Consider the following 20,473-nt stretch of genomic DNA (forward strand, 5'->3'; position numbering starts at 1 on the left):
CCGCCGGGAGAAGTACGCTGGGAGCACTGTCGAGAGCTGGGGGGGCGCATGCGGCGGGGTGAGGTGCTGGCGGGGCGGTACCGGCTGGAGGAGCGGCTCGGCGCCGGGGGGTTCGGGATCGTCTGGCGGGCCCGCGACCCGCGGATCCAGCGGGACGTCGCCGTGAAGACGATGGTGCCCCGCTCCCCGGTCGAGGGGCTGCGGATGGTGCGGGAGGCCCGCCTCAGCGGCGGTCTGCGCCACCCGTACATCGCGACGGTGTACGACTTCGGCGAGACGGAGCACGCCGGGCGGCGCACGTTCTACCTGGTCATGGAGCTCGTGGACGGCGCCCCGCTGGCGGACGTCCTCCAGGAGGGCCCGCCGCCGCTGGAGACCGCGCTGACGTGGGCCGAGCAGATCTGCGAGGGGCTGGCCGTCGCGCACGACGCGGGGATCGTCCACCGGGACGTGAAGCCGGCGAACGTGATGATCACGCGCTCCGGCGAGGTCAGGATCCTCGACTTCGGCCTCGCCCGACAGCAGGTCGAACGGCCCGACGCGCCCCGGGTCACGACCGAGGGCACCATCGTCGGCTCGCTCCCCTACATGGCCCCCGAGCGGTGGACCGGGCAGAGCGTCGACGGCCGGGCCGACCTGTACGCGCTGGGCTGCGTGCTCATGGAACTCTGCGCGGGACGCCTGCCGTTCCCGGAGGGCGAGTGGCAGGAGCTGTGGGTCCGGCACACCACGGCCGAACCTCCCGTCCCCAGCGCGTTACGCCCCGGGCTCCCGGCGGCGCTGGACGCCCTGGTCGCGGAACTGCTGGCCAAGGACCCCGGGGACCGGCCGGGCGACGCGCGGGAGGTCGCCCGCCGGCTGCGGGCGATGCGGACCGCGGCGGCGACCCGGACGGTCACGGGACCGCCGCCCGCCCGGCCCCGCACCCCGACACCCGTCCCACCCCCCGGTCCGGCCCCCGCCGTCCCACCGCCCGGTCGCGCGCCCGCCGCCCCACCGCCCGAGGACGCGGCCGGCCCCGGGCCCCGTCCCGCCCCCGCCGCGCCGACCGCCCCCGTCCCGACCGCCCCCGTCCCGGCCGCCCCCGCGCCGACCGGTCCGGTCCCGGCGGTCCGGTCGGGGCGGAAGGCGCTCGCGCCCGTCGCGGCGGCGGCCGTCGTGTCCGTACTCGCCCTCGCCGTCTGGAAACTGGCGCCCCTCGGCCTCACCGACCAGGACGGCGCCGCGGGCCGCCCCGGCGGCACCGCGAGCCGCACCGGCACCGTCGCACCGGACACCGGAACCCCGGCTTCCGTCGAGCCGTCCACGGAGTCCCCGGACCCGACGACCGAGCCCGCGCCCACGACCACCCCGGCCACGACCCCGGCGTCCGAGCCCCCGGCCCCGTCGACGAGCGGGGAGCCGGACCCGGACACCACCACCCCGCCGCCCCCGGCGCAGCGGCCCGCCGTCCCCCGCGAGGGCGAGTTCGTGGACGTCGCCACGGGCCTCTGCCTGGACAGCGACGCCTACGGGCGGGTGTACACCCTCGACTGCAACGGCGGCGACTACCAGCGGTGGCGGGTGGTCGCCCGGGACGCGGGCGAGTACGCCCTGGAGGACGTGGCCACCTCCCGGTGCCTGGACAGCAACGCCGACCAGGAGGTCTACACGCTGCCCTGCAACGACGGCAGTTACCAGGAGTGGTACCTCCGCCGGAGCGACGGCGCGTACCGCTTCGAGAACAAGGCCACCGGCTTCTTCCTCGACTCCAACGCCTACGGGGAGGTCTACACCCACGTGTCCAACACGGGCGACTACCAGAGATGGCGGTAGCCGCCGCCCCCGCGGCTACAGCGCCGCGTACCCCGGGCGCACGGTCTCCTCGATCAGCCGCAGGCGCTCCGGGAGCGGCAGGAAGGCGGCCTCCAGGGCGGCGACCGTGAACTCCTCGAAGACCTCGGGGCCGTACCCGAAGGCGTCCGCCATGTGCTGGAACTCCTCGCTCATGGTGGTGCCGGAGACGAGGCGGTTGTCGGTGTTGAGGGTGATGCGGAAGCCGAGGCGGCGCAGCTCGTCGATCGGGTGCGAGGCGTAGTCCTTGGCCGCGCCGGTCTGGAGGTTGGAGGTCGGGCAGACCTCCAGCGCGATCCGGTTGTCGCGGACGTACGCGGCCAGCCGGCCGAGCGTGCCGTCCTCGGCGATGTCGTCGGTGATCCGCACGCCGTGCCCGATCCGCTCGGTGCCGCAGACCTGCACCGCCTCGTGGATCGACTCGGCGCCGACGGCCTCGCCCGCGTGGATGGTGAAGTGGCAGTTCTCCCGCTTCAGGTGCTGGAAGGCGGGCAGGTGGCGGGCGGGCGGGTTGCCGATCTCGCCGCCGGCGATGTCGAAGCCGGCCACGCCGTTGTCGCGGTGGGCGACGGTCAGTTCGGCGATCTCCAGGGAGCGGTCGGTGTGCCGCATGCCGGTGAGCAGGGTGCGGACGGTGATCCGGCCGCCGGCCCGCCGCTCGCCCTCGCGGAAGCCCTCGTTGACGGCCTCGACGACCTCTTCGAGGGTGAGTCCGGCCTCCAGGTGCTGTTCGGGGGCGTAGCGCACCTCGGCGTAGACGACGCCGTCCTCGGCCAGGTCCTCGGCGCACTCGGCGGCGACCCGGAGAAGCGCCTCGCGGGTCTGCATGACGGCGCAGGTGTGGGCGAAGGTCTCCAGGTAGCGCTCCAGGGAGCCGGAGTCGGCGGCGTCCCGGAACCAGACGGCCAGCGCGGCCGGGTCCTCGGTGGGCAGCGCCGTGTAGCCGCACGCGCGGGCCAGCTCGACGATGGTGGCCGGGCGCAGCCCGCCGTCGAGGTGGTCGTGGAGGACGGCCTTCGGCGCGCGGCGGATCCAGTCGGAGACGGCGACCGGGGCAGGAACGGCAGAGTTGTCAGACAAGTGCATGGCCGGGAAGTGTACGTCATCACCACCGCCCGGGGGAGAGGACGCAGAGGTACGGCTCCGAGGGCGGGGGCCCGGGCCGCGCGGCGTCCGGCGGCGCGCGGCCCCGCCCCGGTCTCAGTGGGACTGGAGCACGGGGAGCGCCGGAGAGCCCGTCGGAAGCATGTGCTTGGCGGCCAGCACCGGGACGTCCCCGACCCGCACCACCTGCGTGACCAGCACCGCCGGGGTGTCCGCCGGGCGGCCCAGCTGCTCGCCGCGCCGCCGCCCGAGCAGCGTCGCCGTGATCCCGCCGCCGGCCCGCAGCGCCACCTCGCGCGAGGCCCCGAGCAGGACCGACAGCATGGAGACCGCCCCGCCGTCCGCCCCGCCGTCCGCCCCGCCGTGCGCCTCGGCGGCCCCGTCCGCCCCGGTCGCGCGCAGGGCGCGGGCGAAGGCCGGATGGACCCGGTCCAGGACCTCGTCGGCCGCCGCCCACTCGTGGCACAGCGCCGCCGGGCCCGCCTCCCCGCCCAGCAGGGACTCCCAGAACCGCAGCTCGGCGCGGGCCGGGGCCAGCAGGTGCTGGGTGGTGAAGTCGGTGGGCTCCTCCAGGGTGCGCAGCAGCGCCCGTACCCGGGGACCCGTACCGCCGCCGATCAGGTCCTCCAGCGGCTGGAGGTGCTCGAAGCCGCGGCGCGGCGGCCGGGCGTTCACCGTCCGGCCCACGCCCCGGCGCACCGTCAGCAGCCCGTCCTCCTGGAGCAGCAGCAGCGCCTCCCGCAGGGCCGGCCGGCTCACCCCCAGCTCGGCGGCGAGCCTCGGCTCGGAGGGGAGGGTCGAGCCGGGCGGGTAGGTGCCGTCGTGGACGGCGTCCGCGATCCGCTCGTAGAGCGCCACCACCGGCCGCCGCCGGTGCCCGCTGACCGCCAAGGCCCCTCCTCGTACTGTGGTCCGGCCTCCACCGTAGCGGCCGCACGTTGTCTGACAAGTCACCCGGACGGAGTCGTCCACCGCCCCTCGGCGGGCCGGTCCCCCCATTCTGGTCCCACGGGTACGCCCGAGACGGACGACGGAGGAGGACCGGGCATGAGTCCCAAGGACACGGCAGGCACGCGCAGGGGAGACCGGTTCGGAGGCATCACGCCCGGACGGATCGGGATGGCGGTCGTCGCGGTCCTCCTGCTCGTCTTCATCTTCGAGAACACCCGCGACGTCAAGATCCGGCTGCTGATCCCCGAGGTCACGATGCCGCTCTACCTGGCGCTGCTCGGCACCGCCCTGCTGGGCGCGGCCTGCGGCTGGTACGTGGGCCGGAGGGGCGCGAGGGGGCGCAAGTGAGACGCGGGGCGCTGATCGGAGCCGGGGCCGCGCTGGCCGCCGCCGCGGCCGCGGCGGCGGGCGCGACCGGAGGCACGGACACCGGACGGGCCGGCGGCCGCGCGCGGCCCCGCGCCACCGGCGCGGGCGCCCGCGCCCGGCGGGCCCGCGAGGCCGTCCCCGGGTGGCCGCGGATGCCGGACTTCCGGGGCCGGGGCCTGTGGCGGGTCTTCACCCGTCTGGACCACCGCACCCGGCTCGATGTCCACGATGCGAGCGGCCGCGACCGGCGGGTGCTGTGGCCGCCGCACTGGCGGGTCTGCACCCAGTACCCGGCCGCGGGCGAGGGCCTCGACCGCCGTACGACGGTCGTGATCGGCGTCCTCCGCAAGGGCGAACCCTGCCCCGTCCGGGTGACGACGGCGCGCCGCTGAACGGGACGGGGACCACCGGGACCGCCGGGGCGGAACGGACGGGAACCGCCGGGGCGGACCGGACCGGGACCACCGGAGCGGACCGGACCGGATCGAACAGGGCCGGGCCCGGCGGGGCCGAACGGATCGGTTCCGGTGCGCCGTTAACCTGGACCGGTGCCGATCGACGCCCCCACGCCCCACGTCACGGCCGGGCCCCGGGTGGGGCTGCGGCCCTTCACCCCCGGCGACGCCGCCGAGTTCACCGCCCGCGCGGCGGAGAGCACCGCACTGCACCGGCCGTGGCTGTTCCCGCCGCTGACGGCCGAGCGGTACGCCGCCTACGCGGGCGCGCTGACCGGCGACCCGTCCCGCGCGGGCTTCCTCGTCTGCGAGCACGGCGGGGACCCGGGCGCGGGCGGCCCGATCGCCGGCTTCCTCACCGTCAACAACATCGTCCGGGGCGCCTTCCGCAGCGGCGCCCTCGGCTACGGGGCCTTCGCGCACGCCGCCGGGCGCGGGCTGATGGGCGAGGCGCTCGGCCTGCTCCTGGCGCACGCCTTCGGGCCGATGGACCTGCACCGGCTGGAGGCGAACATCCAGCCGGGCAACGCCCCGTCCCGCGCCCTGGTCCGCCGGGCCGGCTTCCGCCTGGAGGGCTTCTCGCCCGCGATGCTGTTCATCGACGGCGCCTGGCGGGACCACGAGCGCTGGGCGGTCACCGCCCCTTGCGGTTGATCTTCATGGTGTCGAGGTCGGTCACCTTCGACTTGAGGCCCTTGTAGCCGTGCCCCAGGGCGGCCAGCGCCGCCTCCACCCGCTCCTCGGCGAGCGCGCCCGCCATCTCGTCGCCGTCCTCGGCGTCCGACTCGACGACCAGCCGGTACGAGAAGTGCTTGAGCGTCCGGTCGTAGGCGAGCGAACCCTCCTCGGTGAACCGCATCGCGGCCATGCCGTGCTCCTCGACCTCGGCCAGCAGCCGTGTCCGGCTCGCCTCCGACAGCCCGTCGAAGGTGCCCCGGACGATGACCCGGTAGGTGTGCGGCGTGCCCATCCTCGTACTCCCGTGCTCGCTCCCGCCGCCCGCCACGGCGGCGGGCGACCCTCCACCCTAGGCACCGATCCCGCCGGGGCGCCCGTGATTAAGCGCGGGGTCCCGGGTCAGGGGACCCGGCAGAGGATCTCGCCGTGCGGGACCATGAACCAGGCGTCCTCCCGCTCGCCCCAGGCGCGCCAGCCCGCTGCGATCTCCTCCAGCGCGGCGCGCGTGGTGTGGCCGCCCTCGACGGCCAGGCCCGCGTAGGAGGAGGCGACGGTGCGGTCCGCCCACAGGCCGCTCCACCAGGCCCGCTCGTCGGGGGCGGCGAAGCACCAGGCGGCCGCCGAGGCGGTGACGTCGGTGAAGCCGGCCTCCCGCGCCCAGGCGAACAGCCGCCGCCCGGCGTCCGGTTCGCCGCCGTTGGCGCGGGCCACCCGCCGGTACAGCTCCTGCCATCCGTCCAGCACGGGGAGTTCGGGGTACCAGGTGAAGGCGCCGTAGTCGCTGTCGCGGGCGGCGACGACCCCGCCCGGCCGGCACACCCGGCGCATCTCGCGCAGCGCCCGGACCGGGTCGCCCACGTGCTGGAGCACCTGGTGGGCGTGGACGACGTCGAAGGAGTCGTCGGGGAAGTCCAGGGCGTGGACGTCGGCGACCGCGAACTCCACGTTCTCAAGCCCCCGTCCGTCCGCCGTGGCGCGCGCCTTGGCGAGGACGTCCTCGGCGGCGTCCACGCCGGTCACCCGGCCGCCGGGACCGACCAGGGCGGCCAGGTCGGCGGTGATGGTGCCGGGGCCGCAGCCGATGTCCAGGACGTCGAGCCCCGGGCGCAGCTCGTCCAGCAGGTAGGCCGCCGAGTTGGCGGCGGTGCGCCAGCTGTGCGAGCGCAGGACCGACTCGTGGTGGCCGTGGGTGTAGACGGCGGTCTCACGGGCGTGCGTCATGGAAGCGACTCCCTCGGTGTGGGTGCGTGTCCTCCACGGTAGGGCCAAACGCCGAATCGTGAGATGGGCGTCTTGGGATATGGACATAGGGAGGGGGGTGAACGGCGGAAGCGCGGGCGGGAGTTCGGGGGAGGGGCGGGGGGTCCGGCCCGGAAGCGGAACGGATTGAAGTTGGTTTCTAGAAAAGATTTCTATATCTTTCCGCCCGGGGGGACGCGCAACGGGGGGCGCGTACCGCGGGGCGGTCCGGTTTCCTGGGGAGACCGGACCGCCGCCGTGCTTCCCGGCCCGCCGCCGCTCCCGTACCCCCGCCGCTCCCGTACCGGTATCCGTACCCCTCCCGCGGCCCCTCCCGCGCCCCGCCCGGACGCCCGTCCACGTGACAGCCTCGTGAACAGGCCGCCCGGAACCCGGCCGGACGCCCCGCGCGCCCCTACGATCGGCCCGCCGCCGCCCGGCGGCCCGACCCGCGACCGCGCCGAGGAGTCCCGTGCCGCACCCGCCCGCGCCCGCCCGCCGTTCCCTCCTCAAGGCCCTCGCCGCCGGACCGGCCGCCGCCGCGCTCGGCGGACTCGCCGCCACCCCGGCCGCCGCCGCACCCGCCGCCCCCGGCATCGTCAAGCCGCTCCCCGAGGCGTACTTCACCGTGCGCGGCACCAACGCCGAGGCCCGCTTCGAGACCTTCGCCGACACCGGCCCCCTCACCCCCGCCGACCGCTTCTTCGTCCGCAACCACACCTCCACCCCCGTCCTCGACGCCGCCGACTGGAAGCTCACCCTCTGGGGCGACGGACTCCACGGCCGCGCTCCCGTCACCTTCGGCTACGGACAGCTCCGCTCCCTGCCCTCCGTCACCCGGACGGCCCTGGTCGAATGCGCCGGCAACGGCCGCGGCCTCTACACCACCCAGCAGGGCCAGACCGTCTCCGGCACCGCCTGGACCCTCGGCGCCGTCGGCGCCGCCCGCTGGCGCGGCGTCCGCCTCGCCGACGTCCTGCACCGCGCCGGACTCGCCCACGACGCCGTCGACCTGCTGCCGCGCGGCCTCGACGACCCGTACATCTCCGGCGGCACCGACCACGGCCGGGTCCGCCGCCCGCTGCCCGTCGCCAAGGCGCTGGACGACGTGATCCTCGCGTACGAGATGAACGGCGAGCCCCTCCCGTACGACCACGGGCACCCCGTCCGGCTCATCGTGCCGCACTGGATCGGCATCGCCTCCATCAAGTGGCTCGGCGACATCGAGGTCTCCACCCGCCCCCTCACCAGCCCCTGGTCCACCGACTGGTACCGCCTCTTCGGCGCCGCCCACCCGGCCGGCGGCAGCGCCCCGCTCACCCGGCAGACCCTCAAGTCCGCCCACCACCTGCCCTTCGGCGCCACCCTGGAGGCCGGCCGGACCCACCGGCTCACCGGCCGCGCCTGGTCCGCCCACGCCCCCGTCCGCGCCGTCGACGTCTCCACCGACGGCGGCGCCACCTGGCGCCCCGCCCGCCTCCACGACGGCCCCCGGCGCGGCGCCTGGGTCCGCTGGTCACTGCCCTGGCGCCCCGACCGCCCCGGCCCCGCCACCCTCCTCTCCCGCACCACCGACGCCGTCGGCCACACCCAGCCCGACACCGCCGTCCCCAACACCCAGGGCTACCTCTTCGACGCCGTCGTCCGTCACCCGGTCACCGTCGTCTGAGCGGGCGAACCACCGCGAACCTCCGTATAAAGAACACGGGGACGCCGTGCCCGGCGCCCCCCGCGCTCAGGAGGTACGGGACATGCGGGAGACGGCTCCGGAAGGCCGCGGCCCGGTGCGCTACGGCCCTCCCGCGCCCGAGAGCGGCCGGCCCGTCCCCCCGGGACTCGCCGCCCTCCTCGCGGCCGCCGCCGGCCGGACCGCCCCCGAACCGCCCGGCGGCGGACCCGTGCTGCGCGAGGCCGCCGCCGGCTACTGGTGGCGCCGCGGCCTGCGCGGCCACGCCGAGGACGCCCTCGCCGCCCCCGGCGCCCCCGCCCTGCTCCTCGCCCTGCTCGCCGCCCACGGCGGCGACGTGCTGCTGCCCCGCCCCTGCCCCGCCTGGTGGACCCCGCAGATCCGCCTCCTGGGCCGGCCCGCCTACCACGTGCCCACCCCCGCCGAGGCGGGCGGCGTCCCCGACCCGTACGCCCTCCTGGAGACCGTCCGCCGCATCCGCACCGAGGGCGGCGACCCCCGCGTCCTGCTGCTCTGCGTCGCCGACGACCCCACCGCCACCGTCGCCCCGCCCGAACTGGTCCGCGAGAGCTGCGAGGCCGCCGTCGCCGAAGGACTCCACGTCATCAGCGACGAGACCTGGCGCGACACCCTCCACGACCCGCGCGGCACCGTCCTCGTCAGCCCCGCCGAGACCCACCCCGACCACGTCACCGTCCTCGCCGACCTCGCCGGCGGCGGCCTCGTCCCCGCCGCCTGGCCCTGCGCCGTCGCCCGCTTCCCGCCCGCCGGGGCCGACCGCGCCGACCGCTACCGCGACCCCCGCGCCCGCGCCCTCGACGTCCTCACCGCCCTCGGCGCGCTCCTGCCCGGCCCGGTCGCCCCCGCCGCCGCCCACGCCCTCGACGAACCCGAGGACGTCGCCGTCCCCGCCCTGCGCGCCGCCGCCGCCCACGGCCGGCTCGCCGCCGCCCTGCACCGCACCGTCCTCGCCGCCGGAGCCCTCGCCCGCCCGCCGAGGGCAGGCCGCCACCTCTACGCCGACCTCGGACCGCTCCGCGACGCCCTCGCCGCCCGCGGCGTCACCGACTCCCCCGAACTCGAACAGCACCTCACCGCCCGCCTCGGCCGCCCCGTCCCCGGCGGCCACCGCTTCGGCGACGAACCCGGCGCCCTGCGCGTCCGCCTCGACACCGCGCCCCTGCTCGGCCCCACCCCGCACGAACGCGCCGACGCCCTCGCCGCCCGCGCCCCCGAGACCCTCCCCGCGGCCGTTCGCGGTCTGGCGGAGATCACCGCCGCCCTGACCGGCCCCGCCTGACCGAACCCGTCCCCGGAAAGCCGCCCGGGAAAGCCCCCGGGCAGACGCCCCACCGCGCAGAACGGAGCCCGCAGATGACCGAACGGACGGCCCGCCCCGCCCCGGCGGCCGGGGCCCCGTACCCGCCCCCCGCCCCGGCCCCCTCCGTGCTCCGGCCGCTCGGCCGGCTCCGGCACGACTGGCCCCGCAGCTTCGCCGACCGGCTCACCGCCCCCCTGCCCGGCGTCCGGGCCCTGGCCCGGCTCGCCCGCGAAGGAGCCGTACGCCCCCGCCCCGAAGGACTGCGGGACGTGCCGCTGCTGCCCTTCGAACCGGGCCCGCCGCCGCCCGCAGGACCCGGCACCCTCGCCGTCACCTGGGCCGGGCACGCCAGCTGGATCCTGCGGGTCGGCGGCCTCACCGTCCTCACCGACCCCGTCTGGTCCCGCCGCATCTTCGGCACCCCCGCCCGGCTCACCCCCGTCGGCGTCCGCTGGGAGGACCTGCCGCCCGTCGACGCGGTCGTCATCAGCCACAACCACTTCGACCACCTCGACGCCCCCACCCTCAAACGGCTCCCGCGCGCCACCCCCGTCCTCGTCCCGGCCGGCCTCGGCCGCTGGTTCACCCGCCGCGGCTTCACCCGCGTCACCGAGCTCGACTGGTGGGAGGCGGCCGAACTCGACGGCGTCCGCTTCGACTTCGTCCCCGCCCACCACTGGTCCAAGCGGACCCTCCTGGACACCTGCCGCTCCCTGTGGGGCGGCTGGGTCCTCACCGACCCGGCCGGCCGGCGGATCTACTTCGCCGGGGACACCGGATACGGCCACTGGTTCGCCGAGATCGGCCGCCGCCACCCCGGCATCGACCTGGCGCTCCTGCCCATCGGCGCCTACGACCCCCGCTGGTGGCTCCGCGACGTCCACACCGACCCCGAGGAGGCCGTCCGCGCCCACCAGGACCTCGGCGCCCGCCGGATGGCCCCCATGCACTGGGCCACCTTCGTCCTCTCCTGCGAGCCCGTCCTCGAACCCCTCACCCGGGTCCGGGCCGCCTGGCAGCGGGCCGGACTGCCCCGGGACGACCTGTGGGACCTGCCGGTCGGCGGGTCACGCGTCCTCGCGCCGTAGCCCCCCGCGCTTCCCGTCGCGGCGGCGGCCCCGCAGCCGCCGCCACACCGCCGGCGCCCCGCTCACCAGGACCGTCAGCCCCACCGCCGCCACCACGCCCTGCCACGGCTCCGGGAACAGCGACCCGCCCAGGACGCCGATCAGCTGGTACGTCGCCGCCCACGCCAGACAGGCCGCCGCGTCGCCCCGCGCGAACCGGCGCAGCGGCATCCGCGACAGCAGACAGGCCAGCATCACCGGGATCCGCCCGGCCGGCACCAGCCGGGACAGCACGAGCACCGACACCTGGTGGGTGTCCAGCCGCTCCTGGGCGTGCGCCAGCCGGTCCGGCGCCGCCCGGGCCCGCAGCGCGTCCAGCCACCGCGAGCCGTTGCGGGAGCGGACCCCGCGCAGCCCCAGCCCGTACAGCGCCAGGTCGCCGAGGAAGGCCGCCGAGGAGGCCAGCAGGAAGACCACGAGGAGCGCGAACGGCGACGACTGGTGGAAGGCCACCACCGCGGCCGAGCTGACGATCGCCCCGGTCGGCACCACCGGCACCAGCGCCCCCAGCGCCACCAGGAGGAACAGCGACGGATAGCCGACCGCCTGCTGCGTCGACTCCGGCGGCAGGTCCCGCACCGCCGCCAGCAGACCACCGGTCACCGGGCGACCTCCGGCCGCACCCGCTCGCCGTGCCCCAGCCGGTGCACCGCCACCTTCGGCGCCAGCCGGGCCGCCTTCCTGACGAACTCGTCGCCCGGCGCGTGGAACTCGTGCGGCCGCACCCCGTCCAGCCCGATCGGCCAGTACGTCCCGTAGTGCACCGGCACCGCCGCCGCAGGCGCCAGCTCCGCCAGCGCCTGCGCCGCCCGCCCCGCGTCCAGGTGCCCGTGCCCCAGGTAGGGCCCCCAGCCGCCGACCGGCAGCAGCGCCACGTCCACCGGCCCGACCGCCTCCGCCATCCCGTCGAAGAGACCGGTGTCCCCGGCGAAGTACGTCCGCGCCTCGCCCTCGACGACGTACCCCAGCGCGGGGGAGCGGTGCCGCCCCACCGGCAGCCGCCGCCCGTCGTGCAGCGCGGGCACCGCCCGCACCGTCACCCCCTCCACGACCAGCGCGTCCCCGGCCTCCACCTCGGTCAGCCGCAGCCCGCGCGCGGCGAGCCGGCGCAGCCCCGGCACCGCGTCCGGCGCGCCGCGCGGCACCACCAGCCGGGTCCCCGGCGCCAGCCGGGCCAGCGACGGCAGGTGCAGGTGGTCGGAGTGCAGGTGCGAGACGAGGACCGCCTCCGCGACGGCCGCCTCGGGCGGCGGCGGAGCACCCCGCCGGCGGCGCAGGTGCGCGAGCCGCCGCGCGAACAGCGGATCGGTCAGGACGCGGACCCCGGAGTCCTCGACCGTGCAGGTCGCGTGCCCCCACCAGGTGACCTCCACCGGCAGCCGTCCTTCCTCAGGGGTGCCCCGCACGGGCCTTCCCCCCGAGGGTAGGGCCGTCCGGCGCGTTCCCCCACCTCCCCGCGCCCCCGCCGGAGCAGTAGGGTTCGGCGCATGAACGACGTCCGGGTGGCGGCGATCGCCAGCCTCACCCCGCTCGAAGAACTCGACTCCGCGCCCTTCCTCGTCGACACCCGGGGCCAGCGCGACGCGTGCGCCCGCTGGGCGGACGAGCGGGGCTACGTCCTCGCCCGCGAGCTCCTCTTCTACGGCATCCGCCCCGACCACGACGAACTGTGGGCCGACGTGGAGTCCGGCGAGGTCGACCTCTTCGTCGCCGCCAACGAGCGGGTCCTCGCCCGCGCGCTGACCTCGGTGCCGGACTTCCGCGCCGAGTGCGCCCGGCGCGGCGTCCGGCTGGAGACCGCCGGTGTCGAGGGGACGGGCTACGACGCCGCCTCCCGCGCCGCCGTCCACCGCCGCCTCTCCATGCCCACCGCCGGCTACGACGGCGGCTGACCCCCTCCGCCCCGGGGAACACGCTCCCGCGCCCGGTGGGCGCGGGCCGGGTGCCGGTGTGCCACGCTGGGGGGAGGATCCGGGCGAAAGGTGACACGGGCGTGGCCGAGGGTCGAGGGGGAGGCGCCGGACGCTGGCGCACGGCGGGCCGGACGGCCCTGCGGGTGGTCGTCGTGTGGGCGGTGTCCACCCTCACCCTGCTGGTGCTCGCCGGCCTCCTGCCGGCCTTCCAGCTCCAGTCCGCCGACGGCGACAGCCTCACCCGGACGGCCCTGACCGCCGCCTGGGCCGCCGGGGCCTTCGGCCTCCTCACCGCCCTCGTCTGGCCGCTCCTGGTACGGGCCCTGCTGCTGGTGCCCGCCCTGGTGCTCGGCCTGCTCTCGTTCTTCCTCAACGGCTCGCTGCTGCTGTTCGCGCTCTGGCTGATCCCGGACGGCCGGGGCGCCGCCGACCCCGAGACGGCGGTCGTCGTCGCGGCCGTCATGTCGGCCGTCGCCTCCGCCACCTCCACCGCGCTGGCCGTCCGGGACGACGAGGCGTACCGCCGCCGGCTCTACCGGCTCACCGGCCGCACCCGCCCCCGCGACCCGGGCTCCGGCTCCGCGCCCGGCACGGTCTTCCTCCAACTCGACGGCGTCGGCCACGCGGTGCTGCGCGAGGCCGTCGACGCCGGGCTGATGCCGACGGTGGCCGGATGGCTGGAGGACGGGCACCGGCTCACCGGCTGGCGCACCGACTGGTCCAGCCAGACCGGCGCCAGCCAGCTCGGCATCCTGCACGGCAGCAACGAGGACGTGCCCGCCTTCCGCTGGTACGAGAAGGACACCGGCCGCCTGATGGTGTCGAACCGGCCCGCCTCCGCCGTCGAGCTCCAGCGCCGCGCGGTCCGCCGCACCGGCGACGGCGGGCTGCTCACCCTCGACGGCGCCTCGCGCGGCAACCTCTTCAGCGGCGGCGCCGACGAGGTCGCGCTGGTGCTGACGGTCGCCGCCCGGCGCGGCCGGCGCAACCGCTCACGGGCCGGCTACTTCGCCTACTTCGCCGACCCGGCCAACGGCGTCCGCACCGCCGGCTCCTTCGTCAACGAGGTGGTGCGCGAGGTCCTCCAGTCGCTCCGCGCCCGGCTGCGCCACGAGACCCCCCGCGTCCCGCGCGGCGGCACCTACCCCCTGGTCCGTGCCTTCGCCACCGTCGTCGAGCGGGACGTGGTGGTGGCCGCGGTGATGGGCGACATGCTCGCGGGCCGCACCGCGGTCTACGCCGACCTGGTGGCCTACGACGAGGTGGCCCACCACTCCGGGCCGCGCGGGCGCGACACCGACCAGGTGCTGCGCCGCCTCGACCGGGCGGTCGGCCTGATCGCGACGGTCGCCGAGCACGCCCCGCGGCCGTACCGGATCGTGCTCCTCTCCGACCACGGGCAGAGCCCGGGGGAGACCTTCGAGGGGGCGTACGGGCTGACGCTGAAGGAGCTGGTACGGGCGGGCTGCGGGCTGCCGGTGCCGCGCCGGGTCCGCCGCACCCGCAGCGGCGCGGAGGCCCGGGACGCCGCCCGGGACGCGCTGCGCAGCGCCCTGCACCGGCCGGTGGACCCGGGCGGCGAGCACACCGGGGAGCTGCCCGCCCGGCCGTCCGAGCCGATCGTCCTGGCCTCCGGGAACCTGGGCCTGGTCTCCTTCCCGGACGTGCCGCACCGGCTGACGCGGGAGGAGATCGACCGGCGCCACCCGGCGCTGCTGCGGGCCCTCGCCCAGCACCCGGGCGTCGGCTTCCTGCTGGTGGCGAGCGAGCGGCACGGCTCGGTGGTGCTGGCCGCGGACGGGGTGGAGGTGCCGGTGGCGGAGCTGGCGGACGGCGAGGGGCCGCTCGCGGTCTTCGGTCCCGGCGCGGCCGACGCGGTGCGGCGCACCGACGGCTTCCCGCACGTCGCCGACGTGATGGTCAATTCGATGTACGACCCGGCGACCGGGGCGGTGCACGCCTTCGAGGAGCAGATCGGCTCGCACGGCGGCCTCGGCGGCGAGCAGACGCGGCCCTTCCTGCTGTCACCGCCGGAGCTGTCGCCGCCGGTCCCGGAAGGGGCGGAACCGGTGGGCGCCGAACAGGTCCACCGGGTGCTGCGGCGCTGGCTGGGCGAGGGCGGCGAGGGGCCGCAGGTGCCGGTGGAACGGCGGGCGGGGGTACCGGAGACCTCCCTGCCCGAGGGAAAGACGGAATCAGTCCTTCCGGCCGAGGGGGCGGCCGTACCGGACGAGAACCGCTGATCCGGGCTGCCCGTCGCCACCGTCCCGCAGAGGAGGACGCCCCCCGCCGGGGGAGGCGTGACCCGGGCGCCCGCGCCCCCCCGTCCCTCTCCGCCATGACCTCCGGGGTAATCGACCCGGACCCCGGTCCGGCGGCAGGCTTCGGGGCACCGGGACCCGGGCGGCGCACTCCGCCCGGGGACCGGGCCCATCCCGCGCACGACCCCCAGGAGGGTGATCCGCCATGTCCCGGAACCTGCTCGCCGGTCTCACTCGCACCACCCGGCCGGACGCGACGATCCGCCGCCTCCTCGCCCTCGACGCGGTCGTCACCGGCGCCAACGGCCTCGCCTACGCCCTCGCCCCCGGCCCGCTCGGCGAACTCCTCGGCGTCGGGTCCGGCCTCCTCCTCGGCCTCGGCCTCTTCCTCACCGCCTACGCCGCCGGCGTCGCCTGGCCGGCGAGCCGCCCGCAGCCGCCGGCCGCCGCCGTGAAGCTGGTCGTGGACGCCAATCTGCTCTGGGTCGTGCTCAGCCTCGTCGCTCTCGCCGCCTGGCTCGACCCCACCACCGCCGGAGCCGTCTGGATCCCGCTCCAGGCCGCCACCGTCGCGGGCTTCGCCGTCCTCCAGTGGACCGCCCTGCGGGCCGTCAGTCGCTGAGGGTCCGCAGGTACTCCGCCGTCGCCGGGTCGGCCGGGAGCATCGTCTCGATGGCCAGCTCGGCGACGGTCACGTCCAGCGGAGTGTTGAAGGTCGAGATCGACGACACGAACGACAGCACCCGCCCGTCGTGCTCGATCCGCAGCGGCAGCGCGAAGTAGGCGTACGGCTCCTCCGCCGGCTCCTCGTCGGGCCGCTCCGGCGGCAGCGGATACCCCGTCACCTCCGCGTGGAGCGCCCGCAGCGATTCCGAACGGCCGAAGGCGATCTGACGCTCCATCTGCTCCACCAGGTGCCCCCGCCAGGCCCGCAGATTGCGGATCCGGGGCGCCAGCCCCTCCGGGTGCAGGGTGATCCGCATCGCGTTCGCCGGCGGGGCCAGCAGGTGCTCCGGCAGCCCGGCGAGCAGCCGCTCCAGCGCCCGGTTGGCCGCCACCACCGTGTACGAGCCGTCCACCACCAGCGCCGGATACGGCTCGTACCCCCGCAGCAGCCGCCCGATGCCCTCCCGCAGCGTCTCCAGCTCCGGCGCGTCCAGCGCCGACTCCGGATAGCGGGGCGCGTAACCGGCCGCCAGCAGCAGCGCGTTGCGGTCCCGCACCGGCACCTCCAGGTGCTCGGCCAGCCGCAGGACCATCTCCTCGCTCGGCCGCGACCGGCCCGTCTCCACGAAGGAGATGTGCCGCGAGGACGACTCCGCCCGCAGCGCCAGCTCCAGCTGGCTCAACCGCCGCCGCTCGCGCCAGCGGCGCAGCAGCGGCCCCACACCCGTGTCGCTCACGACCGTCGCCATGCCCAGACGGTATCCCAGAGGAGCCACCCGGGTACGAACCCCGTACCCCGCACCACCGACCGGAGGGAGCGCCCCCGTGCCCGTACAGCCGCTGTCGCAGAAGGAGATCGAGGACCGACTGCGGGAACTCCCCGGCTGGTCCGTCGAGAACGCCCGCCTGACCCGCTCCTACCGCCTCCCCGACCACTTCGCCGCCACCGCCCTCGTCGTCCACGTCGCCCAGATCCAGCAGGAGTTGGACCACCACTCCGACCTCACCCTCGGCTACGACACGGTGGCCCTCTCCGTCCACACCCACTCCGCCGGGGGCGCCCTCACCGAGAAGGACTTCGCCCTCGCCGAACGGGTCGAGGCCGCCGCCACCGCCCACGGCGCCCGCTGACCGCCGGGCCGCCCGCCCCGTAGGCTCCCCGCATGGCGGACACCCTGCTCGACTACGAGACCGAGGCGGCCCACTACGACGAGACGCGCGGCGGCGTGCCCCGGGCCGGAGCGGCGGCCGCCGCCGTCCTGACGCTGGTGCCGCCCGCCGCGCGCACCCTCCTCGACCTGGCCTGCGGCACCGGCCTCGTCACCGAGCGGCTGACCCGGCCCGGACTGCGCGTCCTCGGCGCCGACGCCGCCCACGCCATGGCCAGGACCGCCGCCGGCCGGCTCCCCGGCCGCACCGTCCGCGCCGACGCCCGCCGGCTCCCGCTCCCCGGCGCGAGCCTGGACGCGGTCACCGCCGTCTGGCTCCTCCACCTGGTGCCGTTCACCGGCGAGGTCCTCGCCGAGGCCGCCCGCGTCCTGCGCCCCGGCGGCGTCCTCGTCACCACCGTCGACAAGGACGCCTGCCACGACGTCGGCAGCGACATCGACGCCCTGCTCCGCCCGTACCGGACGCCCGCCACCGCCCACGACCGCACCGGCCGGGTCGACGCCCTCGCCGCCGCCCACGGCCTCGCCCCCGCCGGCACCGCCGCCTTCACCGGCCACGGCCAGGGCGCCACCCCCGAGGCCGTCGCCCGTCGGCTGCGCGCCGGGCACTACGCCTCCTGGTTCCGGGGCGACGCCGCCGCCGTCGAGACCCTGACCCGCGCCCTGGCCGCCCTCCCCGGCCCGACCGCCCCCCGACCGGCCCCGGTCTACCGCCTGCGCGCCTACACCCGCACGGACTGACCCCGCCGGGCGGTGCCCTTCCGGGGCCGGGCCTTCCCGGTCGTACGGCCCCGGTCACGCGCCCCGGGCCGCCTCCTCGCGGATCCGGCCCGCCGCCAGTTCCAGCCGGCGGCCGGCGAAGGCCGTGCGGAAGGCGCGGTCGTGGGAGACCGCGACCACCGTGCCGGGGAAGGCGGCGAGGGCCTCCTCGACCTCCTCCAGGAGCGCGGGCGCGAGGTGGTTGGTCGGCTCGTCCAGGACCAGCAGGTCCGCTGGGCGGTCCAGCAGCCGGGCCAGGTCGAGCCGCCGCCGCTGCCCGGCCGACAGGGCCGCCACCGGCACCGCCAGGTCCTCCTCGCGCAGCAGCCCCAGCGCCAGCAGCGCGTCCGCGTGCTCCTCCGGCGGGCCCGGCCGGCCCGCCGCCCAGACCGCGAGGGCGGTCCGGCGGGTGGGGGAGTGGGGCAGCTCCTGCGCCAGGTACCCGACCCGGCCGGTACGGCGCACCGCGCCCTCGTCCGGCACCAGGTCGCCCGCGAGGACCCGCAGCAGGGTCGTCTTCCCGGCCCCGTTGGGCCCGGAGACGAGCAGCCGCTCCCCGGCCTCCACCCGCAGCCCGGCCACGGCCAGCCGCCCGCCGACGACCACCCCCGCCAACTCCACCCCGCCGACGGGAGCGGGAGCGGGGGCGGGGACCGGGGCACCGGGCGGCGCGGGGGGCCCGGCCGGGGCCGCGAACCGGCCGCCGAAGCGGAGCGGCTCCGGCGGCGCCGCCACCGGCTCCCGCCGCAGCTCCTCCAGCCTGCGGCGGGCCGCCCGCACCTGCCCCGACAGCTTGTTCTCGCTGGAGCGCCGGTGCTTGCCGAAGCCCTGGCGCGGGTCCCTCCCGGTCACGGCGAGCCGCTGCCCCGCCGCCGCGACCAGCTCCTCCGTGCGGTCCACCTCCTCCCGCCACTCCAGGTGCTCCCGCTCCAGGCGGCGCCGCTCGGCGGCCTTCGCGGACCGGTAGCCGGTCCAGCCGTCCCCGTACCGCCGCACGGACCGGGTGTCGCGGTCCACCTCCAGGACGGTGGTGGCGAAGCCGGACAGGAAGGCCCGGTCGTGGGTGACGACCAGGGCGGTGCCCCGGTGCGCGGCGAGCCGCCCGCGCAGCCAGTCGACGGCGTCCCCGTCGAGGTGGTTCGTCGGCTCGTCGAGCAGCAGCAGTTCGGCCCCGGAGGAGAGAACGCAGGCCAGCGCGAGCCGGGCCTGCTCGCCGCCGGACAGCGAGCCGAGCCGCCGCCCGGGCGTGACGTGCCCGAGCCCGAGGGCGTGCAGGGCGGCGGCGGTCCCGGCGTCGGCCCGGTAGCCGCCGCGCTCCTCGAAGCGGTCCAGGAGCGCGCCGTACGCGGCGAGCCCGTCCGCGTCGGCCTCCCCGAGGCCCGCCTCCGCCGCCCGCAACTCCGCTTCCATGGAGCGCAGTTCGGCGAGCGCGAGATCGACGGTGTCCCGCACGGTGTGGTCGGGGCCGACCGGGTACGTCTCCGGCAGCGTCTGGGCGAGCCGGGCGACGGAGCCCGGGAAGTCGACGAGGAGCTCGCCTTCGTCGGGGGTCAGGCCGCCGTCGAGCAGCCGCAGCAGGGTCGACTTGCCGGAGCCGTTCTCGCCGACGACGACGGCCTTCTCACCGGGCCGGACGGTGAAGGAGACCTGGTCGAGGACGCGGCGGTCCCCGAAGGCGAGGCCGACGGAACGGAGGGAGAGCTGGGCGCGAGCACGCATGGGAGGGTTCCTCTGACGGGTTCGTGGAAGAAGGGCACACGAAACCGGCCCTCGGCCGCGCGGGCGGCCGGGCCGGTGAACCGGATCAGAGGAAGAAGTACAACGCGCCCATGGGATCGAGGCTAACAGCCGTCCCGGTACGCCCGCCGATGATTTCTCCGGCGCCCGCACGCCCCCCGGGGCGGAGGTCAGGCGTCCCGTGCCGCCTCCGCCGCGAACCGCCCGAAGGAGCGCGGGTCGCGGCCCAGGACGCGCTTCACGCCGTCCGTCGCCGACGCGTTGTGGCCGTCGAGCAGCGTCGCGAAGAGGTCCGCCAGCCACTCCGCCTCCGGCCCGGGCAGACCGAAGCCGGTCAGCAGGGCCGCGTACCGCTCCCGCCCCACCGGCACGTACGCCACCGGCCGCCCCGAGGCGCGGGACAGCTCCGCCGCGACCTCCGCGAAGGTCACCGGGCGGGGGCCGGTCAGCTCGTGGACGAGGCCCGCGTGCGCGTCCGACAGCAGCGTCTCCACCACCACGTCCGCGAGGTCCGCCACGTCCACGAACGGCTCCGCCGTCTCCCCGGCGGGGAAGACCAGCTCGCCCGCCGCGACCCCCTCCGCGAGCAGCCCCTCGGTGAAGTTCTGGGCGAAGAACGCCGCCCTGACCACGGTCAGCGGGATGCCGTCCGCCGCCGCCCGCAGCGCCTCCTCGGCCGCCACCGCCGTCGGCTCCCCGCGCCCCGACAGCAGCGTCAGCCGCCGCACGCCCGCCCGGGCCGCCGCCCCGCCGAAGGCGGTCATCGCGGCCACCGCGCCCGGCGCGGCCAGGTCCGGGTAGTAGTTCACATAGGCCGCGTCCGCGCCCGCCAGGGCCGGCGCCCAGCTCTCCGGGTCCTCCCAGTCGAAGCGGACCGGACCGGACCGCGAGCCCGCCAGGACGGCCGTTCCGCGCGCCGCGAGCCGCTCCGCCACCCGGCGGCCCGTCTTGCCCGTCGCCCCCGTCACCAGGACCGTCCGCACGGCCGCGGCCCCCGCGTCCGTCCCCGTCGTGCCCGTCGTGCCCGTCGTGCCCGTCGTGCCCGTCGTGCCCGTCGTGCCCGTCGTGCCCGTGGTGTTCGTGGTGTTCGTCATGATCGGCTCCTCGTCCCGCGGCCCGCTCGCCGCGCTCCCTCGTGCTCCCTTTTCGGGGTCCTCCCCGCTGCCTCCAGCCTTCCGCCCGGCGGCCCCCGCGCCCATGCTCC

General features: G+C 77.1%; 21 protein-coding genes. 12 read left to right on the forward strand and 9 right to left on the reverse strand.

Translation table 11 applies throughout. The features are described 5' to 3' along the window. Window positions 1-48 precede the first annotated feature (48 nt). Window positions 49-1,815, forward strand: a complete 1,767-nt coding sequence (locus IE219_RS09455) for a serine/threonine-protein kinase (protein ID WP_189976146.1) — start codon at window positions 49-51, stop codon at window positions 1,813-1,815. A gap of 15 nt (window positions 1,816-1,830) precedes the next feature. On the opposite strand, the gene IE219_RS09460 is transcribed toward IE219_RS09455, so the two are convergent. Both IE219_RS09460 and IE219_RS09465 read right to left on the reverse strand, forming a co-directional pair. Next, a complete protein-coding gene (locus IE219_RS09460) occupies window positions 1,831-2,919 on the reverse strand; it encodes an adenosine deaminase (protein ID WP_189976147.1) in 1,089 nt (362 codons plus the stop codon). 114 nt (window positions 2,920-3,033) lie between these two features. Beyond that, window positions 3,034-3,828, reverse strand: coding sequence for a GntR family transcriptional regulator (locus IE219_RS09465; RefSeq protein WP_189976148.1), 795 nt, complete (start codon window positions 3,826-3,828; stop codon window positions 3,034-3,036). 156 nt (window positions 3,829-3,984) lie between these two features. Here IE219_RS09465 and IE219_RS09470 point away from each other — a divergent pair, with 156 nt between their 5' ends. From IE219_RS09470 to IE219_RS09480, 3 genes are all read left to right on the forward strand, one after another. Continuing rightward, window positions 3,985-4,236 (forward strand): lipopolysaccharide assembly protein LapA domain-containing protein, encoded by a 252-nt coding sequence (locus IE219_RS09470; RefSeq protein ID WP_189976149.1) that lies wholly within the window; start codon window positions 3,985-3,987, stop codon window positions 4,234-4,236. After that, complete coding sequence (locus IE219_RS09475) at window positions 4,233-4,649, forward strand: hypothetical protein (protein WP_189976150.1); 417 nt, start codon at window positions 4,233-4,235, stop codon at window positions 4,647-4,649. The genes IE219_RS09470 and IE219_RS09475 overlap by 4 nt, the downstream gene beginning before the upstream one ends. Window positions 4,650-4,805: 156 nt before the next feature. After that, window positions 4,806-5,366 (forward strand): GNAT family N-acetyltransferase, encoded by a 561-nt coding sequence (locus tag IE219_RS09480; protein WP_189976151.1) that lies wholly within the window; start codon window positions 4,806-4,808, stop codon window positions 5,364-5,366. On the opposite strand, the gene IE219_RS09485 is transcribed toward IE219_RS09480, so the two are convergent. Beyond that, complete coding sequence (locus tag IE219_RS09485; RefSeq protein WP_189976152.1) at window positions 5,347-5,682, reverse strand: DUF6204 family protein; 336 nt, start codon at window positions 5,680-5,682, stop codon at window positions 5,347-5,349. The two genes, IE219_RS09480 and IE219_RS09485, sit on opposite strands and share 20 nt — an antisense overlap. Before the next feature lie 107 nt (window positions 5,683-5,789). Then, window positions 5,790-6,611, reverse strand: a complete 822-nt coding sequence (locus IE219_RS09490; RefSeq protein ID WP_189976153.1) for a methyltransferase domain-containing protein — start codon at window positions 6,609-6,611, stop codon at window positions 5,790-5,792. A 490-nt stretch (window positions 6,612-7,101) separates the two neighbouring features. Between IE219_RS09490 and IE219_RS09495 the strand changes: the two genes are divergently transcribed. The 3 genes from IE219_RS09495 to IE219_RS09505 all read left to right on the forward strand — a co-directional run bounded on the left by IE219_RS09495 (window position 7,102) and on the right by IE219_RS09505 (window position 10,725). Next, complete coding sequence (locus IE219_RS09495; RefSeq protein WP_189976154.1) at window positions 7,102-8,298, forward strand: sulfite oxidase; 1,197 nt, start codon at window positions 7,102-7,104, stop codon at window positions 8,296-8,298. An 82-nt stretch (window positions 8,299-8,380) separates the two neighbouring features. After that, window positions 8,381-9,616 (forward strand): aminotransferase class I/II-fold pyridoxal phosphate-dependent enzyme, encoded by a 1,236-nt coding sequence (locus tag IE219_RS09500; RefSeq protein ID WP_189976155.1) that lies wholly within the window; start codon window positions 8,381-8,383, stop codon window positions 9,614-9,616. 74 nt (window positions 9,617-9,690) lie between these two features. Then, the gene (locus IE219_RS09505; RefSeq protein WP_189976156.1) at window positions 9,691-10,725 is read left to right on the forward strand and encodes an MBL fold metallo-hydrolase; all 1,035 of its coding nucleotides are present in this window, start codon (window positions 9,691-9,693) and stop codon (window positions 10,723-10,725) included. Here IE219_RS09505 and IE219_RS09510 read toward each other — a convergent pair. After that, window positions 10,705-11,367 carry a DedA family protein gene (locus tag IE219_RS09510; RefSeq protein WP_229849681.1) on the reverse strand — a complete coding sequence of 221 codons (663 nt, stop codon included), beginning with the start codon at window positions 11,365-11,367 and terminating at the stop codon, window positions 10,705-10,707. The genes IE219_RS09505 and IE219_RS09510 overlap by 21 nt on opposite strands. Next, window positions 11,364-12,143, reverse strand: coding sequence for an MBL fold metallo-hydrolase (locus IE219_RS09515; RefSeq protein ID WP_189976407.1), 780 nt, complete (start codon window positions 12,141-12,143; stop codon window positions 11,364-11,366). The genes IE219_RS09510 and IE219_RS09515 overlap by 4 nt, the downstream gene beginning before the upstream one ends. Before the next feature lie 108 nt (window positions 12,144-12,251). On the opposite strand from IE219_RS09515, the gene IE219_RS09520 reads away from it, so the two are divergent. The 3 genes from IE219_RS09520 to IE219_RS09530 all read left to right on the forward strand — a co-directional run bounded on the left by IE219_RS09520 (window position 12,252) and on the right by IE219_RS09530 (window position 15,560). Continuing rightward, a complete protein-coding gene (locus IE219_RS09520) occupies window positions 12,252-12,656 on the forward strand; it encodes a recombinase family protein (RefSeq protein ID WP_189976157.1) in 405 nt (134 codons plus the stop codon). Between the two features lie 101 nt (window positions 12,657-12,757). Continuing rightward, complete coding sequence (locus tag IE219_RS09525) at window positions 12,758-14,920, forward strand: phage holin family protein (RefSeq protein ID WP_189976158.1); 2,163 nt, start codon at window positions 12,758-12,760, stop codon at window positions 14,918-14,920. Window positions 14,921-15,143: 223 nt separating this feature from the next. After that, complete coding sequence (locus tag IE219_RS09530; RefSeq protein WP_189976159.1) at window positions 15,144-15,560, forward strand: hypothetical protein; 417 nt, start codon at window positions 15,144-15,146, stop codon at window positions 15,558-15,560. Here the strand turns inward: IE219_RS09530 and IE219_RS09535 are convergent. After that, entirely contained in the window at window positions 15,550-16,353 is an 804-nt protein-coding gene (locus IE219_RS09535) for a helix-turn-helix transcriptional regulator (RefSeq protein WP_189976160.1), read from the reverse strand. The two genes, IE219_RS09530 and IE219_RS09535, sit on opposite strands and share 11 nt — an antisense overlap. Before the next feature lie 76 nt (window positions 16,354-16,429). Here IE219_RS09535 and IE219_RS09540 point away from each other — a divergent pair, with 76 nt between their 5' ends. Together IE219_RS09540 and IE219_RS09545 are read left to right on the forward strand one after the other, a co-directional pair. Continuing rightward, on the forward strand, window positions 16,430-16,735 hold the full coding sequence (locus tag IE219_RS09540) for a 4a-hydroxytetrahydrobiopterin dehydratase (RefSeq protein ID WP_189976161.1): 306 nt from the start codon (window positions 16,430-16,432) through the stop codon (window positions 16,733-16,735). 44 nt (window positions 16,736-16,779) lie between these two features. Next, window positions 16,780-17,514, forward strand: coding sequence for a class I SAM-dependent methyltransferase (locus IE219_RS09545; RefSeq protein WP_189976409.1), 735 nt, complete (start codon window positions 16,780-16,782; stop codon window positions 17,512-17,514). Window positions 17,515-17,568: 54 nt separating this feature from the next. Here the strand turns inward: IE219_RS09545 and IE219_RS09550 are convergent, their stop codons facing one another. Together IE219_RS09550 and IE219_RS09555 are read right to left on the reverse strand one after the other, a co-directional pair. Further along, the gene (locus tag IE219_RS09550) at window positions 17,569-19,251 is read right to left on the reverse strand and encodes an ABC-F family ATP-binding cassette domain-containing protein (protein WP_189976162.1); all 1,683 of its coding nucleotides are present in this window, start codon (window positions 19,249-19,251) and stop codon (window positions 17,569-17,571) included. A 188-nt stretch (window positions 19,252-19,439) separates the two neighbouring features. Beyond that, window positions 19,440-20,363 (reverse strand): Rossmann-fold NAD(P)-binding domain-containing protein, encoded by a 924-nt coding sequence (locus IE219_RS09555; protein ID WP_189976163.1) that lies wholly within the window; start codon window positions 20,361-20,363, stop codon window positions 19,440-19,442. Window positions 20,364-20,473 lie beyond the last annotated feature (110 nt).

This window comes from Streptomyces termitum (assembly GCF_014650175.1).
Classification (GTDB): Bacteria; Actinomycetota; Actinomycetes; order Streptomycetales; family Streptomycetaceae; genus Streptomyces; species Streptomyces termitum.